19 protein-coding genes are annotated in these 15,525 nt (G+C 68.2%); 15 read left to right on the forward strand and 4 right to left on the reverse strand.

Translation table 11 applies throughout. The annotated features are described in order from the left end of the window. Window positions 1-2: 2 nt before the first annotated feature. Entirely contained in the window at window positions 3-923 is a 921-nt protein-coding gene (locus AAFF32_RS07100; RefSeq protein WP_342316932.1) for a phosphoribosylaminoimidazolesuccinocarboxamide synthase, read from the reverse strand. Between the two features lie 158 nt (window positions 924-1,081). Between AAFF32_RS07100 and AAFF32_RS07105 the strand changes: the two genes are divergently transcribed. The 14 genes from AAFF32_RS07105 to AAFF32_RS07170 all read left to right on the forward strand — a co-directional run bounded on the left by AAFF32_RS07105 (window position 1,082) and on the right by AAFF32_RS07170 (window position 12,875). Further along, a complete protein-coding gene (locus tag AAFF32_RS07105) occupies window positions 1,082-1,417 on the forward strand; it encodes a DnaJ domain-containing protein (protein ID WP_216960667.1) in 336 nt (111 codons plus the stop codon). A 40-nt stretch (window positions 1,418-1,457) separates the two neighbouring features. After that, window positions 1,458-2,132 (forward strand): ribulose-phosphate 3-epimerase, encoded by a 675-nt coding sequence (rpe, locus tag AAFF32_RS07110; RefSeq protein ID WP_342316933.1) that lies wholly within the window; start codon window positions 1,458-1,460, stop codon window positions 2,130-2,132. Next, window positions 2,129-2,602, forward strand: coding sequence for a ribonuclease E activity regulator RraA (gene rraA / locus AAFF32_RS07115; RefSeq protein ID WP_216960661.1), 474 nt, complete (start codon window positions 2,129-2,131; stop codon window positions 2,600-2,602). Before rpe ends, rraA begins: the two co-directional genes overlap by 4 nt. Before the next feature lie 226 nt (window positions 2,603-2,828). Continuing rightward, window positions 2,829-3,773, forward strand: coding sequence for a lipid kinase YegS (yegS, locus tag AAFF32_RS07120; RefSeq protein WP_342316934.1), 945 nt, complete (start codon window positions 2,829-2,831; stop codon window positions 3,771-3,773). A gap of 133 nt (window positions 3,774-3,906) precedes the next feature. Continuing rightward, window positions 3,907-5,394: an anthranilate synthase component I gene (gene trpE / locus AAFF32_RS07125; RefSeq protein ID WP_216960639.1), complete on the forward strand. Its 1,488-nt coding sequence runs from the start codon at window positions 3,907-3,909 to the stop codon at window positions 5,392-5,394. A gap of 146 nt (window positions 5,395-5,540) precedes the next feature. Beyond that, on the forward strand, window positions 5,541-6,242 hold the full coding sequence (locus tag AAFF32_RS07130; protein WP_216960595.1) for a hypothetical protein: 702 nt from the start codon (window positions 5,541-5,543) through the stop codon (window positions 6,240-6,242). A gap of 334 nt (window positions 6,243-6,576) precedes the next feature. Then, the gene (locus AAFF32_RS07135) at window positions 6,577-6,756 is read left to right on the forward strand and encodes a hypothetical protein (RefSeq protein ID WP_342316935.1); all 180 of its coding nucleotides are present in this window, start codon (window positions 6,577-6,579) and stop codon (window positions 6,754-6,756) included. A gap of 92 nt (window positions 6,757-6,848) precedes the next feature. Further along, complete coding sequence (locus tag AAFF32_RS07140; RefSeq protein WP_342316936.1) at window positions 6,849-7,526, forward strand: response regulator transcription factor; 678 nt, start codon at window positions 6,849-6,851, stop codon at window positions 7,524-7,526. Then, the gene (locus tag AAFF32_RS07145) at window positions 7,523-8,887 is read left to right on the forward strand and encodes an ATP-binding protein (protein ID WP_342316937.1); all 1,365 of its coding nucleotides are present in this window, start codon (window positions 7,523-7,525) and stop codon (window positions 8,885-8,887) included. Before AAFF32_RS07140 ends, AAFF32_RS07145 begins: the two co-directional genes overlap by 4 nt. A 300-nt stretch (window positions 8,888-9,187) precedes the next feature. Next, window positions 9,188-9,778, forward strand: coding sequence for an aminodeoxychorismate/anthranilate synthase component II (locus AAFF32_RS07150; protein ID WP_342316938.1), 591 nt, complete (start codon window positions 9,188-9,190; stop codon window positions 9,776-9,778). Window positions 9,779-9,887: 109 nt separating this feature from the next. Continuing rightward, window positions 9,888-10,934, forward strand: coding sequence for an anthranilate phosphoribosyltransferase (gene trpD, locus AAFF32_RS07155; RefSeq protein WP_216960582.1), 1,047 nt, complete (start codon window positions 9,888-9,890; stop codon window positions 10,932-10,934). After that, a complete protein-coding gene (locus AAFF32_RS07160; protein WP_342316939.1) occupies window positions 10,931-11,290 on the forward strand; it encodes an antibiotic biosynthesis monooxygenase in 360 nt (119 codons plus the stop codon). The genes trpD and AAFF32_RS07160 overlap by 4 nt, the downstream gene beginning before the upstream one ends. Continuing rightward, window positions 11,287-12,078: an indole-3-glycerol phosphate synthase TrpC gene (gene trpC / locus AAFF32_RS07165; RefSeq protein ID WP_342316940.1), complete on the forward strand. Its 792-nt coding sequence runs from the start codon at window positions 11,287-11,289 to the stop codon at window positions 12,076-12,078. Before AAFF32_RS07160 ends, trpC begins: the two co-directional genes overlap by 4 nt. Beyond that, window positions 12,075-12,875 carry a haloacid dehalogenase-like hydrolase gene (locus tag AAFF32_RS07170; protein WP_254200200.1) on the forward strand — a complete coding sequence of 267 codons (801 nt, stop codon included), beginning with the start codon at window positions 12,075-12,077 and terminating at the stop codon, window positions 12,873-12,875. The genes trpC and AAFF32_RS07170 overlap by 4 nt, the downstream gene beginning before the upstream one ends. A 12-nt stretch (window positions 12,876-12,887) precedes the next feature. Here the strand turns inward: AAFF32_RS07170 and AAFF32_RS07175 are convergent, their stop codons facing one another. From AAFF32_RS07175 to crp, 3 genes are read right to left on the reverse strand one after another with little or no spacing between them, the layout of a single operon-like run. Continuing rightward, window positions 12,888-13,352: a zf-TFIIB domain-containing protein gene (locus AAFF32_RS07175; RefSeq protein ID WP_342316941.1), complete on the reverse strand. Its 465-nt coding sequence runs from the start codon at window positions 13,350-13,352 to the stop codon at window positions 12,888-12,890. Then, window positions 13,285-13,749 (reverse strand): GNAT family N-acetyltransferase, encoded by a 465-nt coding sequence (locus AAFF32_RS07180; protein ID WP_216960573.1) that lies wholly within the window; start codon window positions 13,747-13,749, stop codon window positions 13,285-13,287. The genes AAFF32_RS07175 and AAFF32_RS07180 overlap by 68 nt, the downstream gene beginning before the upstream one ends. A 5-nt stretch (window positions 13,750-13,754) precedes the next feature. Further along, complete coding sequence (crp, locus tag AAFF32_RS07185) at window positions 13,755-14,411, reverse strand: cAMP-activated global transcriptional regulator CRP (protein WP_232338648.1); 657 nt, start codon at window positions 14,409-14,411, stop codon at window positions 13,755-13,757. 260 nt (window positions 14,412-14,671) lie between these two features. Between crp and speD the strand changes: the two genes are divergently transcribed. After that, complete coding sequence (speD, locus tag AAFF32_RS07190; protein WP_216960561.1) at window positions 14,672-15,466, forward strand: adenosylmethionine decarboxylase; 795 nt, start codon at window positions 14,672-14,674, stop codon at window positions 15,464-15,466. Window positions 15,467-15,525: the final 59 nt, after the last annotated feature.

Raw genomic sequence — 15,525 nt, forward strand, 5'->3', positions numbered from 1 at the left:
CATCAATCGACCGAAATCCCCGCCAGCTTCATCAACGCTTCGGCGTACTTCGCGCGCGTGCGATCGATGACCTCGGCCGGCAGGTTCGGGCCCGGCGGCGTCTTGTTCCACTCCAGCGTTTCCAGGTAGTCGCGCACGAACTGCTTGTCGTAGCTCGGCGGGCTGGTGCCGACTTCGTACTGATCGGCCGGCCAGTAGCGCGAGGAGTCCGGCGTGAGCATCTCGTCCATCACGTACAGGCGACCGTCGGCATCCAGGCCGAACTCGAACTTGGTGTCGGCCAGGATGATCCCGCGCTCGGCCGCGAAATCGCGGGCGAACTTGTACAGGCGCAACGTCGCGTCGCGCACCTGTTCGGCCAGGTCTGCGCCGACCGTGCGCACGGCGGTGTCGAAGTCGATGTTCTCGTCATGGTCGCCGACGGCGGCCTTGGTCGACGGGGTGAAGATCGGCTCGGCGAGTTGCTCGGCCTGGCGCAGGCCGTCGGGCAGGGCGATGCCGCTGACGCGACCGGTGCGCTGGTAGTCCTTCCAGCCGCTGCCGATGAGGTAGCCGCGCGCGATGCATTCCACCGGCACGGGCTTCAGGCGCTTGGTCACCACCGCGCGCTTGCCGTACAGCGCGGCGTCCACGCCCTGCGGCAGGACCGAAGCGACGTCGATGCCGGTGAGGTGGTTGCGGATGATGTGCTCGGTCTTGCCGAACCAGAAGTTGCTGATCTGACAGAGCATCTCGCCCTTGCCGGGGATCGGGTCGGGCAGCACCACGTCGAAGGCCGAGAGCCGGTCGGTGGCGACCATCAACAGGCATTCGCCGGCGCCGGCGGGCAGTCGGTCGGCGGGCAGGTCGAATACGTCGCGGACCTTGCCGCGATGGCGCAGGTGGAGGCCGGGAAGGTCGGACTGGAGCAGGGTCGTGGACAACGCAGGAATCCCCGATGGGTGCATGGAGTCCCCGCCTGACGCTCGCCTTGCCTCGCGCGCGTGCGCGACAGGGCCGGCCAGTGTACGCCGGCCGGCGGCGGCGTGCAGGTACACTGTCGATGGACCTAAACAGGCGGCCGCGACCCCGCGGGAGGACGATGAAACGCTGGTACGGCAAGCTGCTCGGCTTCTTCGCGGGCGCCGCCCTGTTCCGCACCAACCCGCTGTTCGGGGCCCTGGTCGGGCTGCTGATCGGCCATGCCTTCGACACCGACTGGTTCAAGCTGCGCCGGGACAACCCGTATGCCGCGCTGGGCCTGACGTCGGATGCGACCGATGCCGAGGTCGACCAGGCCTACCGGCGCCTGATCGCCCAGTACCACCCCGACCGCATGGCCGGCGCCGCGGCCGAACTGCGCGAGCACGCCGAGCTCAAGGCGCGCGAGATCAACCAGGCCTACGACCGCATCAAGACGATGCGTCGTGGTCGATAGCGTCCGCTCCACCGTTCTCCCCGCTCCCGAGACTTCCCTCATGCAATCCACGGTCATCGCCCCGTCCATCCTCTCGGCCAACTTCGCCAAGCTCGGCGAGGAGGTCGACAACGTCCTCAAGGCCGGTGCCGACTGGGTGCACTTCGACGTGATGGACAACCACTACGTCCCCAACCTGACCATCGGCCCGATGGTGTGCGAGGCGCTGCGCAAGCACGGCGTCACCGCGCCGATCGACGTGCACCTGATGGTCGAACCGGTGGACCGCATCGTGCCCGACTTCGCCAAGGCCGGCGCCACGCTGATCAGCTTCCACCCCGAAGCCAGCGCGCACGTGCACCGCACGATCCAGCTCATCAAGTCGCACGGCTGCCAGGCCGGGCTCGTGCTCAATCCCGCCACGCCGATCGACGTGCTGGACTGGGTGCTGGAGGAGCTGGACATGGTGCTGCTGATGTCGGTCAACCCCGGCTTCGGCGGCCAGAGCTTCATTCCCTCCGCGCTGGAGAAGCTGCGCCGCGTGCGCGAGAAGATCGACGCCACCGGCAAGCCGATCCGCCTGGAGATCGACGGCGGCGTGAAGGCCGACAACATCGCCGAAATCGCCGCGGCGGGCGCTGACACCTTCGTCGCCGGCTCGGCGATCTTCAATGCCTCCGACTATGCCGACGTCATCAAGCGAATGAAGGACGCCGTGACGAAGGTGCGCGGATGAAGACCTGCGACCTGTGCGACCTGCACGACGCTCAGGTGCGCGTCGTCGATTTGCCGCTGATGGATTTCGGCGGTCGGATCGCGTTCAACGGCGTGGTCAGCACGGTCAAGGCATTCGAGGACAACTCGCGTGTTCGCGAAGCCGTCGAGGAACCGGGGCAGGGCCGCGTGCTGGTGATCGACGGCGGCGGCTCCACGCGCCGCGCGATGCTCGGCGACCTGCTCGCCGCCAAGGCCGCGGAGAACAACTGGGCCGGCGTGGTGGTGTTCGGCGTGATCCGCGACAGCGACGCCATTGGCGTGATCGACCTGGGCGTGAAGGCGCTGGGCACCTGCCCGCGCAAGACCGACAAGCTCGGCGCGGGCGAGCGCGACGTGGACGTGGAATTCGGCGGCGTACGCATCCGCGCGGGCGACTGGCTGTGCGCGGACGAAGACGGCGTGGTCGTGGCCGATACCGATTTGCGCTGATCTTCGCAAAGCAAAACGGCAGGCCATCGCTGGCCTGCCGCGGAATACTTGGAGGCAATCCCGCCTCCGCCCGTCGTCCTTGAAGATGGACTCTGATTCTCCCGATCTTCGATGACGGAGATGTGACGCGTCCCGGGATTTCGCACGCGTGCACGCAGATCGCATGTTCACGACCGCTCGCGCCCGCATTGCGTAGCCTGCGCGCTGGTCCCCGAACACAGACGCGATGGCCGATCACTGGCGCTTGCTCCTCAACGGAAAATCCGCGGCCGACGACGCGTTGCGCGAGGCGGTCGCCTCGATGCGCGAAGCAGGCGTCGCGCTCGACGTGCGCGTGAGCTGGGAGCGGGGCGATGCGAAGCGCTACGTCGATGAAGCCCTGGCCGACGGCGCATCGTGCGTCATCGCCGCAGGCGGCGACGGCACGCTGGGCGAAGTGGCCGCGGCGCTCGCCGATCGCGATGAAGACGCCGACGCCTTGCCCGCCCTCGGCCTCGTGCCGTTGGGCACGGCGAACGATTTCGCCACTGCCGCGACGATCCCGCAGGAACCGCTCGACGCCCTGCGACTGATACGCGGCACCACGCCCCACGCGATCGACCTGTTGCGTGTGGCGGCCGACGGCGAACGCCACTGGTGCGCCAACCTCGCCAGCGGCGGCTTCGGCACCGAAGTCACCGTGGAGACCGACGACGGCCTGAAGAAGCTGCTCGGCGGCCTGGCCTATCTGGTCACGGGCATCGCGCGCGTGGGCCGCATCGAACCGATCGTGGCGCACCTGCACGCGGACGGCTTCGACTGGCGCGGCGCACTGATCGCACTGGGCGTGGGCAACGGACGCCAGGCCGGCGGCGGGCAGGTCCTGTGCCCGGACGCGCGCATCGACGACGGCCTGCTCGACCTGACGGTGATTCCCGAACTCTCCGGCGAGCTGGCCACCACCGTCGGCACGCTCGTGCGCGAAGGGCGCGGCGCGGCACTGGAGCGCGTGGGCGAGCGCGCCCGCATGCGCGCGCTCGTCATCGAAGCCGAAACGCCGATGGCCCTCAACCTCGACGGCGAGCCCGTGCAGGCACGGCGTTTCGAGATCGCCTGCGTGCCGGCGCGGCTGCGCATGCATCTGCCCGAACACTGTCCGCTGCTGGCGACGGCTCGCCTGCCGCTGCGCTGAGCCGGTACAGTACGGGTGATGAGCCGCGAGCCCGCACCCTCCAGGACGATCCCGCATTTCCGCGCCGGCGCGGGTTGGCGATGGCGACTGCCCGCCATTGCCCACCTCTCGTCGACTTCCAAGGAAATGCTGCGTGTCCAACGATCCCTTCCAGCCGCAGACCGCTGACGGCCACACCCTCGTTCCCGTCGTGCGCGAGGTCCTGAGCGACCTCGACACGCCGCTGTCGGTCTACCTCAAGCTTGCCGACGGCCCGCACACCTATCTGTTCGAGTCGGTCGAAGGCGGCGAGCGCTTCGGCCGCTATTCGATCATCGGCCTGCCGGCGCGGCGCGTGTACGCGTTCGCCGGGCACACGCTGTTCGTGACCGAGGACGGCGAGCTGATCGAAAGCCGCCTCGTCGACGATCCCTTCGCCGAAGTCGAACGCCTGCGCGCCATGCACAGCGTGCCCAACATCCCGGGGCTGCCGGGCTTCACCGGCGGGCTGGTGGGCTGGTTCGGCTTCGAGTGCATCCAGTACATCGAGCCCCGGCTTGCCGGCAGCGACAAGCCCGACGAACTCGGCACGCCCGACATCCTGCTGATGCAGAGCGATGAGCTGGCGGTGTTCGACAACCTCAAGGGCCGGCTGTACCTGATCGTCCACGCCGACCCGTCGGAGCCGCGGTCGATGGCGCGCGCGAACCGCCGCCTGGACGAACTCGTGCACCGACTGCGCCAGGGCGGGCCGGGCTATCCGGAAACGCTGGAAGGCCGCCTGCTGGACGAGGGCGATTTCGTGTCCGGCTTCACCCGCGAGGGCTTCATCGACGCGGTGGAGAAATCGAAGGAATACATCCGCGCCGGCGACATCTTCCAGGTCGTGTTGAGCCAGCGCCTGTCGGTGCCTTTCAAGGCGCGTCCGGTGGATGTCTACCGCGCGCTGCGTGCGCTGAATCCGTCGCCGTACATGTACTACCTCGATGTCGGCGGCACGCAGGTGGTGGGCTCTTCGCCGGAGATCCTGGTACGCCTGCAGGACGGCCATGTCACCGTGCGCCCCATCGCCGGCACCCGCCCGCGCGGCGAAACGCCCGAGCAGGACGCCGCGCTGGAAGCCGAGCTGCTGGCCGATCCGAAGGAACGCGCCGAGCACCTGATGCTGATCGACCTGGGCCGCAACGACGTCGGTCGTGTGTCCGAGGCCGGCACGGTGGAAGTGGGCGAGCAGTTCGTGATCGAACGCTACAGCCACGTCATGCACATCGTCAGCGAGGTCACCGGCACGTTGAAGCCGGGCCTGAGTTACGCCGACGTGCTGCGCGCGACGTTCCCGGCCGGCACCGTCAGCGGTGCGCCGAAGATCCGCGCGCTGGAAGTGATCCGCGAACTGGAGCCCATCAAGCGCAACGTCTACGCCGGTTCCATCGGTTACCTCGGCTGGGGCGAGCCCGGCCGCAGCGGCGATGCCGACACCGCCATCGCGATCCGCACCGCCGTCATCCAGGACGGGCGCCTGTACGTGCAGGCCGGCGCGGGCATCGTCTACGACTCCGATCCGGCGATGGAGTGGGAAGAAACGATGAACAAGGGCCGGGCCCTGTTTCGCGCGGTGGCGCAGGCCGCACGCGGACTGTGACGAGGATCGCGTAAAGCCGCCTCCACGCCGCCTTCATCTCGCACGCGCGTGACCGCATGCGCGCCGCCACAACGTTTTATTCACAAACGGCGGTATTCACTGCGGACTACGGCGGCGATGCAGCGCCGCGGGAAGAGGAGGCGGCCATGCAACTGGTCCACGATGCTCTCGTCCAGTCCCGTTTCTCGAACACCTTCCCTCGCACGGTCGAGATGCTCTGCCCCCATTGCCTCAAAGAGGCGGTGTTCGAGGCGAGCACCTGGCAGGAACACGGCCGGCAAGTGGCGGCGAGCGAGCTGGAATGTGCGCGTTGCGAACGCGAGGTGCTCTTCATCCAGCTGCTGGAGAGCGACGGCACCCGCAAGGACGCCGGCCTGTTCTGCCATCCCGGCCCGGGCGGGCGGGAGGCGATGGCGGGGGTGGATCATCTGCAGTCGCTGGCGGCGCCGCTGGCGCGCAGTTACGAGTCGGCGCTGAAGCTCTACAACCGCGCCGAGTGGGGCGCCAGTTCGCTGGTCGTGCGCCACCTGCTGGGCGGACTGGCCGCGCGCATGCTCGCCGAAGACAAGGGCGACCTGTCGCTCTCGCGCAAGCTCGAAGCGCTGCAGCAGGACGTGGACCTGTCGCGTCCGCTGCAGGACGTCGCGCAACTGCTCGCGCCGGGCGGGACGTTCGGGCGACAGTTCGAGGACGAGGCGACGATCGACAAGGCCACCGCGGAACTGCTGCTGGAACTGGCCGAGCAGTTGATCACCTACCTGGTGGTGCTGCCCGGCACGATGAGCGATCTGAAGGCGCGCATCGCCACGGCGCCGGTGCCGTTGCGTCGGGGCAGCGGGGCAGCGTGAGAGTGTCGCCAGACTCCGCGTTTGAAGCCGTCATCCCCGCGAAGGCGGGGATCCAACGCCCCGACCTTCTTCGCTCTCCGGAAGGCGTGGTGCACTGACGGTTGGATTCCCGCCTTCGCGGGAATGACGCCTGCGTGTTCGAAGGGCGCCTGCGTGTGCGAAGCACGCCAACGCCGCCCTCCAAAACCGCTCCCGAACATTACCGATAGTTAATCCGCCGGAAATCCTGCGGAGAACCCTGCGCGCGCAATCTGTTCCTGCGGTCGGGAAGCGAGTCCCCGCCCGAGTTGAAATCCTCGTCCAAGTCATCCCCGTCTTATCCAAGGAGTCACCCATGAACCTGCGCAAGTCCCTGTTCGCCGTTGCCCTGACCGCGCTGGCCGGTTCCGCGCTGGCCGCTTCGCCGGCCACTGCGCCGGCCGCGCCGGCCAAGACCACGGTCTCCAAGCACAAGCATGCCAAGAAGGCCGAGGCTGCCCCGGCTTCCACCAAGAGCGACGCCAAGAAGAGCTGAGCGCTGACGATCCCCGGAGCCCGCGCAACGCGGGCGGATACCCCGTCGGTGCGCACCGGCGGGGTATCCTTTTTCAGCCGTCCGGAGTTGCCATGCGCGTCCTGCTGATCGAAGACGATCCCCACACCGCCGCCTTCATCGGCAAGGGCCTGCGCGAGGACGGGCACACCGTCGACCATGCCGGCGACGGCAAGCAGGGCCTGTTCCTGGCGACCACCGAGACCTTCGACGCGATCGTCCTGGACCGCATGCTGCCGGGACTGGACGGCCTGGTCCTGCTGCAGACGCTGCGCGGCGCAGGCAATCGCACGCCGCTGCTGCTGCTCACCGCGCTGGGTGAAGTCGATCACCGCGTCGAGGGATTGCGTGCCGGCGCCGACGATTACCTCGTCAAACCGTTCGCGTATTCCGAACTGAGCGCGCGCGTGGACAGCATCGTGCGTCGTCATCGCGACGATGCGCAGCGCGAGCCGACGCGGTTGCAGGTGAACGATCTGGAGCTGGACCTGCTCGCCCGCGATGCGCGCCGCAACGGCAAGCGCATCGAATTGCAGCCCCGCGAGTTTCGCCTGCTCGAATACCTGATGCGCCAGGCCGGCCGCGTGGTCACGCGCACGATGCTGCTGGAAGCGGTGTGGGACTACCATTTCGATCCGCAGACCAACGTCATCGACGTGCACATCAGCCGGCTGCGGCAGAAGATCGACCACGGATTCGAACGCCCGCTGCTGCACACGGTGCGCGGCGCCGGCTACCGGCTGGGCGAATGAGCCGCCCGCTGCGTTCCACCAGCACGCGGCTCGCCCTGGCGGTGGCGGGTTCGTTCCTGCTGGCGTTCGTGCTGCTGGGCGCAGGCGTGTATGTGGCGGTATCGACGCTGCTGCTGCAGGACGCGCGCGAGCTGGTGCGTACCGACGCCGCCGGGTTGATGCAGCTGTATCGCGATGGCGGACGCGCGGCGCTGACGCAGGAACTGCGCGACCGGCTCGATGCGCCGGACGATCCGGATGCGGTGTACGCGTTGATCGCGGCCAACGGCAAGGCCGAGATCGGCGACGTGTCCGCGATGAGCGCCACGAAAGGCGCACGCTGGACGACATTCGAACATGCGGATCCGGACGCACCGGGCGATGGCGCGCATTCGATGCGCGTGCTGGCGCAACTGCAACCGCTGCCGGGAGGCGAGACGCTGCTCACGGGGCTGCGCCTGCAATCGCAGGACCGTTTCCTGCATCTGATGCTGCGCACGGCGCTGGTGGCGCTGGCGGTGGCCGCGTCGCTGGGCGTGCTCGTGGGTTGGTTCACTTCGCGCTGGGTATCGCGACGCCTGAGCAGCCTGGACCTCACCGCCGCGCGCGTGGGCGGCGGCGAGCTCGGGCTGCGCGTGCCGCTGGACGGCAGCGGCGATGCGTTCGATCGCCTCGGTCGCCGCTTCAACGCGATGCTCGACCGGATCGAGGACCTGCTCGGCGGTGTGCGCCACGCCACCGACCACATCGCACACGACCTGCGCACGCCGCTCACGCGATTGCGCAATCGCCTGGAGGATCTGCGCCACCGGCCCGGCGCAACGCCGCCGGAGCGCGCCGCACTCGACGGCGCCGTGCAGGAGACCGACCAGCTGCTCACCACCTTCGGCGCGCTGCTGAGGCTTGCACGCATCGAAGCCCAGCCGCCGGCGGGCAGCGGTCCCGTGCTGGACCTGTCCGCACTGGCCGCCGATGCGGCCGAGCTGTACACGCCCATCGGCGCCGAACGCAGCGTGCGCCTGCGCACCTCGCTGGAACCGGCAAGCGTGCATGGCGACCGCGACCAGCTCTTCCAGATGCTGGTGAACCTGCTCGACAACGCGCTGAAGTACGCACCGGCCGGCAGCGAAGTCGCACTGTCGTTGCAGGCGGGGCCCGGCGGCGTGGTGTTGTGCATCGACGACGAAGGGCCGGGCATTCCCGAAGCCGACCGCGAACGGGTGTTCGACCGCTTCCAGCGCCTGGAATCGCATCGCGGCACGCCGGGCAGCGGCCTGGGCTTGAGCCTCGTGCGGGCGATCGTGCACCGGCACGGCGGACGGATCGAACTGCTCGACCGTGCGCCCGGGCTGCGGGTGCAGGTCTGGTGGCCCGCCGCCTGAGGTACGGCGGTCGCGTCGGGCGCGTGGAGCCGCTACAGTAGGGCCATGTCCGTGCGTTCCTTCCCGCAGTTCCGCAAAGCCGACCAGGGTTGGCGATGGTGGCCGTTGGCTACCGTCCGCCCGTCCCCGTCGTCCGAGGAACTGCCGAGTGTTTCCCGCCCCACGCACTGATCCACCGCCGGCCCACGCCGCCGCGCTCCACCCCGCCGCATCTCCTTCCCGACGCTCCCGCCGGCCCGCCGCCGCGCGGGATAATCGCGTCTTCGCCACCGTGCCCCGACGAATCCCGAGCCCGCACCGATGCTGTTGATGATCGATAACTACGACAGCTTCACCTACAACCTCGTGCAGTACCTGCAGGCGCTCGGGGCAGAGGTGAAGGTGGTCCGCAACGACGAGCTGAGCGTCGCCCAGATCGAGGCGCTCGCCCCCGAGCGGATCGTCGTCTCGCCCGGCCCGTGCACGCCCAACGAGGCGGGCGTGTCGGTGGACGTGATCCGCGAGCTCGGCCCGCGCATTCCCGTGTTCGGCGTGTGCCTGGGCCACCAGAGCCTGGGCCAGGCCTACGGCGGCGACGTCGTGCGCGCCAAGCGGATCATGCACGGCAAGACCTCGCGCATCCGCCACGAGGGCCGGGGCGTGTTCACCGGCCTGCCCGACGGCTATGAGGCCACGCGCTACCACTCGCTGGTCGTGTCGCGGGAAACCTTGCCCGACTGCCTGGAGATCACCGCCTGGACCGAGGTCGACGGCGCCGACGGCCGGGTGGAATTCGACGAGATCATGGGCCTGCGCCACCGCGAGCACCCGGTGGAAGGCGTGCAGTTCCACCCCGAATCCATCCTCACCGAACACGGCCACGCGCTGCTGAAGAATTTCCTGGAACGGTGACCTGCTGCGGCCCGGAGCCGCACGAAAGAACGAAGCCACGTCCGCAGCTGATATCGTTTCGGTTTCCCCGGCATCCGCGCCCGCCCCGACGCCCGAATCCTCCGCCCCCATGCCCATCACTCCGCAAGAAGCCCTCCAGCGCACCATCGAGCACCGTGAGATCTTCCACGACGAGATGGTCGAGCTGATGCGCATGATCATGCGCGGCGAGGTGTCGCCGACGATGACCGCGGCGATCCTCACGGGCCTGCGCGTGAAGAAGGAAACCGTCGGCGAGATCGCCGGCGCGGCGACCGTGCTGCGCGAGTTCGCGCGTCCGGTCGACGTGGCCGATCGGGCGAACTTGGTCGACATCGTCGGCACCGGCGGCGACGGCGCGCACACGTTCAATATTTCCACGGCGAGCATGTTCGTGGTGGCCGCCGCGGGCGCGAAGGTCGCCAAGCATGGCAATCGCAGCGTCTCGTCCAAGTCCGGCAGCGCCGATGCGCTGGAAGCGCTGGGCGCGGCGATCGAGCTCCAGCCGGAGCAGGTGGCGCGCTGCATCGAGCGCTGCGGCATCGGCTTCATGTTCGCGCCGGTGCATCATCCGGCGATGAAGGTGGTCGCGCCGGTGCGCCGCGAGATGAGCGTGCGCACGATCTTCAACATCCTCGGCCCGCTCACCAATCCGGCCGGCGCGCCGAGCATCCTGATGGGCGTGTTCCATCCGGACCTGGTCGGCATCCAGGTGCGCGTGCTGCAGGAGCTGGGTGCGGAACGTGCGCTGGTGGTGTGGGGCCGCGACGGCATGGACGAGCTTTCGCTCGGCGCCGGCAGCCTGGTGGGTGAACTGCGCGACGGCGTGGTGCGCGAGTACGAAGTGCACCCGGAAGACTTCGGCATCGCCATGGCCGCCAGCCGCAACTTGCGCGTCAACGACGCGGCCGAATCCAAGGTCCTGCTGATGCAGGCGCTGAACAATGAAGCCGGTTTGCCGCGCGAGATCGTTGCGCTCAACGCCGGCGCGGCGATCTACGCCGCCGGCGTGGCCGACAGCATCGCCGAAGGCATCGAGCGCGCACGTGCGGCGCTGGCCTCCGGCGCGGCGAAACACAAGCTGGAGGAGTTCGTCGCCACCACGCGCGAACTGGCCGGCGAAGCGGTGGGCGCATGACGAACGATGCGTTCGCTCGCCTGCCGTCGCCGCCGTACTACGCGGTGATCTTCTCGTCGCGCCGCAATGGCGAAGACGACGCCGCTTACGGCGAGGCGGCGCAGCGCATGGTCGAACTGGCCGCATCGCAACCCGGGTATCTGGGCGTGGAATCCACGCGCGGCGCGGACGGCTTCGGTATCACCGTCTCGTACTGGGACAGCGAAGCCTCCATCGCGGCGTGGCGCCAGCACGCCGAACACGCCGCCACGCGTGCCCATGGCCGCGTGCACTGGTACGAACATTACGAACTGCGCGTGGCCAAGGTCGAACGCGCCTACGGCAAGCCGAACACGACACCCAAGCACGACGAATGAGCGACATCCTCAACACCATCCTGGCCCGCAAGGCCGAGGAGATCCAGCAGCGCAGCCGCGTGCGGCCGCTGGACGACATGCGCGTGCGCGCGCTGCAGCAACCGCCCACGCGCGGCTTCGTCGAGGCGATCCGCCGCAAGCACGCCGCGAACGAAGCGGCGGTGATCGCCGAGGTGAAGAAGGCCAGCCCGTCGAAGGGCCTGATCCGCAAGGACTTCAACCCGGCGCAGATCGCGCGCAGCTACGAAGAAGGCGGCGCGGCGTGCCTGTCGGTGCTGACCGACGTGGACTTCTTCCAGGGCAGCAACCTCTACCTGGGCGAGGCGCGCGGTGCGTGCTCGCTGCCGGTGCTGCGCAAGGACTTCACCATCGATCCGTACCAGGTGTACGAGGCGCGGGTGATCGGCGCCGACGCCATCCTGCTGATCGTCGCCGCGCTGGAAGACGGCCCGATGGTGGAGATGGCGAATCTGGCGATGGAACTGGGCATGGACGTGCTGGTGGAAGTGCACGACATCGACGAACTCGAGCGCGCGCTGCAGACCGACTGCGAACTGATCGGCGTGAACAACCGCAACCTGCGCACGTTCGAGGTTTCGCTGGACACCACGCTCGCGCTGCGCGACGCCGTGCCGCGCGATCGCACGTTGGTGACGGAGAGCGGCATCGCCACGCAGGCGGACGTGGCGAAGATGCGTGAGGCCGGCGTGCAGACGTTCCTGGTCGGCGAATCCTTCATGCGCGAAGCCGAGCCCGGCGCCGCGCTGCAACGCCTGTTCGCCGCATGAACGCGCCGGCCGGAAACATGGGGGTCGAGGGCGCGCGGGTCGAGCACCTGCCGGGCGCGGCGGCCGTCGCGCCGGCGGGCGAGGGGAGGGGCGGCGAGCGGCCGTACGCGCCGCTGGTCGTGTTCGACTTCGATCACACGCTCTACGACGGCGATTCGGGCAGCCACCTGGTGCTGTGGCTGATCAAGCGCCACTGGGCGCGCGTGGCCGCGTCGATTGCGTTGTCGCCGCTGCTGCTGCCGATGATCGCCTGGCTCCCCACGCGCCGCAGCGCGATCTCCGTGTACCTGTGGATCGCGACCATCGGCACGCACCGCCGTCACGACATGGACCGGCTGATCGACCACTACGTGCGCACGCACGCGAAGGACATCCGCGCGCGCCTGCTGCCGATCGCGCTGAAGGTGCTGCAGAAGCACCGCGATGCCGGCGATCGCGTGATCATCGCCACCGGCGCGTCGCCGGAACTGGCGCGGGCGATCCTGGACTTCGTCGCGCACGAGGATCTGCCGGTGATCGGCAGCATCAGCGGGCCGTTCCTGGGCGGCATGGTCACCGTCGAGCACTGCCATCACCAGAACAAGATGCGCATGATCTGGGATGCCGGCTACGACCAGATCGCGGCCGCCTACTCCGACAGCAGCGCCGACCTGCCGCTGCTCAAGGCCGCGCGCAAGCCCGTGGTGGTCAATCCCAAGCGTCGGCGCGTGGCGATGTTCCGGCGCGTGCTGCCGCCGGGCACGCCGATCCTCAACTGGGGTTGCAAGGATCGCGGCGGCGAGCCCGTGAAGGGCTGACCGCCGCGCGACTCAGACGCGCTCGGGCGCGTCGAGGTTGCGGATGAACTCCATCACAGTGTGCTCGGCGCTGTCGCGCAGTTCGCCGGCATCGTAGAAGCGGCCGAAGCAGACGCCGCAGCTCTCGAACCAGATGTGCGACTGCGCGGCGTCGACCATGCGGATGAGCTGGCAGTCCGGGCAGCTGGGGCAGGTGATGCGGTCGATCTGGTTGTAGCGCTGGCCGACGACGATGTCGCCGGTGTCCACGCCGTCGGCGTGCGCGTGCAGTTCGCGTTCCTCGCCCACCGACACCCACAGCCCCTGGCATTGCGTGCAGCGCAGCGAACGCGAGGACGGAATGTCGAGTGGCTGCATCGTCGAGTCGCACTTCGGGCATTGCATGGTCATTCCCCCCTGGAATGGTGAGTCAGTCGCCGAGCGCCTTGACGAAGCGCATCGAGCCGTCGAGATAGCCGCACTGGCGGTAGAACGCATGCGCGTCGGTGCGGCTGGCGTTGCTGGTCACTTCGATGCGGCGCACGCCGCAGCGGCGCGAGATCGCCTCGACCTCCTTCAGCAGCCGGCGGCCCACGCCGGCGCCCTGGCGTTCGGGCAACACCACCAGGCCCGTGATGCGGGCCAGTTCGCAGCCGTGGACGACCGAGTAGAGCGTGTAGAGCGAGATCAGGCCGCAGGCGTCGCCGTCGATTTCGGCGATCAGCAGATGCTGGCGCGGGTCGTGGCGGACCACGGCGATGCGTTCGGCGGCCTCGTCGCGGGTGCAGGGGTAACCCAGCACCCCGAGCAGCCGGGCGACGTCACTGGCGTCGCCCAGTTCGGCCGACCGCACCCTTGGCGTCGCGGCCTCGTCGGGTGCGGTGGCACGGCCCACGCGCGTCAGCGGGTGCCGTAGAGGACGACCGTTTTGCCGCGCGCGTGCAGCTTGCCGTCGGCCTGCAGCTTCTTGAGGACGCGGCCGGCCATTTCGCGCGAGCAGCCCACCAGGCGCGAGAGCTCCTGGCGCGAGACGCGGATCTGGGTGCCCTGCGGATGGCTCATGGCCTCGGGCTCTTTGGCCAGGTCGTGCAGGGCGCGGACGATGCGGTCGGTGACGTCGAGGAATGCTAGGCGGCCGGCTTTCCTACTGGTATCGAGCAAACGCCGGGAAATCTGCGCGCCGATGGCGTACAGCAGCTTGGGCGCGTCCAGCGACAGGCGGGTCAGCAGCAGGTCGTAGAGGCGCTCGTGGCCGATCTCGGCCAGCTCGCAGGTGCTGCGGGTGCGCAGGATGACTTCGCGCTGGTCGCTGGCGATGAACAGGCCCAGCTCGCCGACGAACTCGCCCGGGCCGAAGTAGCCCAGCACCAGCTCACGGCCGTCTTCCTCCTCGGTGATTATCGAAACCGAGCCGGACACGATGTAGTACAGCGTGCTCGCCGGGTCGCCCGGGCGGAACACGTCGGTCCGCGAGGGGTAGCGGCGGCGGTGGCAGTGGGCCAGGAAGCGTTCAATGGTTGCACCGTCCGGCAGCAGCGGGCTGTTGGTGCGACGCATGACAGATGAGGTTGCAGCCGGGTTTGCGGACATGGGCGTGAAGGTTATGTGATCGGTCGAGCTTAGGCTGAAGTAACGCGTTGGGCAAATATCCGCCCTACCGCGTCACCCTCCCTGAACTCTAACCTGTGACGGCAATCCGATTCAGCCCCTTTCTCCGGGAGCCGTCGTGCATGGCCTCGCGGGTCGGGCGCGTTCCCCCGGGGGGCTTTGTGCCTCATAATCGCGGCCCTCCGCCGCCCTACCGGGATCTCACTGCCGTGGTCAAGCCGTTGCCTCGCCTGAGGTTGCAAGGTTTCAACAACCTCACCAAGGCCCTCTCGTTCAATATTTACGACGTCTGCTTCGCGGCGTCGGAGGACGAGCGTCGTCGCTACATCGAATACATCGACGAGGCGTACAACGCCGACCGCCTGACCCAGATCCTGACGGATGTCGCCGAGATCATCGGCGCGAACATCCTCAATATCGCCCGCCAGGACTACGACCCGCAGGGCGCGTCGGTGACGATCCTCATTTCCGAGGAGCCGGTGATCGACAAGAAGGACGCCGGCAAGGAGATCATCTCCGACGCGGTCGTCGCACACATGGACAAGTCGCACATCACGGTGCACACGTATCCGGAGACGCATCCGGACAACGGCATCGCGACCTTCCGCGCCGACATCGACGTGGCGACCTGCGGCGTGATTTCGCCGCTGAAGGCCCTGAATTACCTGATCGAAAGCCTGGAATCCGACATCGTCATCATGGATTACCGGGTGCGCGGCTTCACCCGCGACATCAAGGGCAAGAAGCACTACATCGACCACAAGATCAACTCGATCCAGGACTACCTGGCCAAGAACATCAAGTCGCGCTACGAGATGCTCGACGTGAACGTCTACCAGGAAAACATCTTCCACACGAAGATGCACCTGAAGGAGTTCGACCTCGACACGTACCTGTTCGAGGAGAAGGCCAAGAACCTGTCGTTCAAGGAGCGCATGAAGATCGAAGCGCGCCTGCGGCGGGAGATCGAGGAGCTCTATCACGGGCGCAATCTGGCTGACTGAAGCCGGGATTCGTGATTTGGGATTGGGGATTCGCACGAGCGAAGAGCCAGGAACGAAAG

Source organism: Lysobacter sp. FW306-1B-D06B (genome assembly GCF_038446665.1).
In the GTDB taxonomy this organism is placed as follows: domain Bacteria; phylum Pseudomonadota; class Gammaproteobacteria; order Xanthomonadales; family Xanthomonadaceae; genus Lysobacter_J.

Coding starts and splice junctions, on each gene's coding strand:
- AAFF32_RS07140 (WP_342316936.1), top strand. CDS start 6,849: ATGCGCGTCCTGCTGATCGAAGACGATCCCCACACCGCCGCCTTCATC.
- trpC (WP_342316940.1), top strand. CDS start 11,287: ATGAGCGACATCCTCAACACCATCCTGGCCCGCAAGGCCGAGGAGATC.
- AAFF32_RS07130 (WP_216960595.1), top strand. CDS start 5,541: ATGCAACTGGTCCACGATGCTCTCGTCCAGTCCCGTTTCTCGAACACC.
- rpe (WP_342316933.1), top strand. CDS start 1,458: ATGCAATCCACGGTCATCGCCCCGTCCATCCTCTCGGCCAACTTCGCC.
- AAFF32_RS07145 (WP_342316937.1), top strand. CDS start 7,523: ATGAGCCGCCCGCTGCGTTCCACCAGCACGCGGCTCGCCCTGGCGGTG.
- AAFF32_RS07170 (WP_254200200.1), top strand. CDS start 12,075: ATGAACGCGCCGGCCGGAAACATGGGGGTCGAGGGCGCGCGGGTCGAG.
- trpD (WP_216960582.1), top strand. CDS start 9,888: ATGCCCATCACTCCGCAAGAAGCCCTCCAGCGCACCATCGAGCACCGT.
- AAFF32_RS07135 (WP_342316935.1), top strand. CDS start 6,577: ATGAACCTGCGCAAGTCCCTGTTCGCCGTTGCCCTGACCGCGCTGGCC.
- AAFF32_RS07175 (WP_342316941.1), bottom strand. CDS start 13,352: ATGCGTTCTACCGCCAGTGCGGCTATCTCGACGGCTCGATGCGCTTCG.
- rraA (WP_216960661.1), top strand. CDS start 2,129: ATGAAGACCTGCGACCTGTGCGACCTGCACGACGCTCAGGTGCGCGTC.
- crp (WP_232338648.1), bottom strand. CDS start 14,411: ATGCGTCGCACCAACAGCCCGCTGCTGCCGGACGGTGCAACCATTGAA.
- AAFF32_RS07160 (WP_342316939.1), top strand. CDS start 10,931: ATGACGAACGATGCGTTCGCTCGCCTGCCGTCGCCGCCGTACTACGCG.
- AAFF32_RS07150 (WP_342316938.1), top strand. CDS start 9,188: ATGCTGTTGATGATCGATAACTACGACAGCTTCACCTACAACCTCGTG.
- AAFF32_RS07105 (WP_216960667.1), top strand. CDS start 1,082: ATGAAACGCTGGTACGGCAAGCTGCTCGGCTTCTTCGCGGGCGCCGCC.
- yegS (WP_342316934.1), top strand. CDS start 2,829: ATGGCCGATCACTGGCGCTTGCTCCTCAACGGAAAATCCGCGGCCGAC.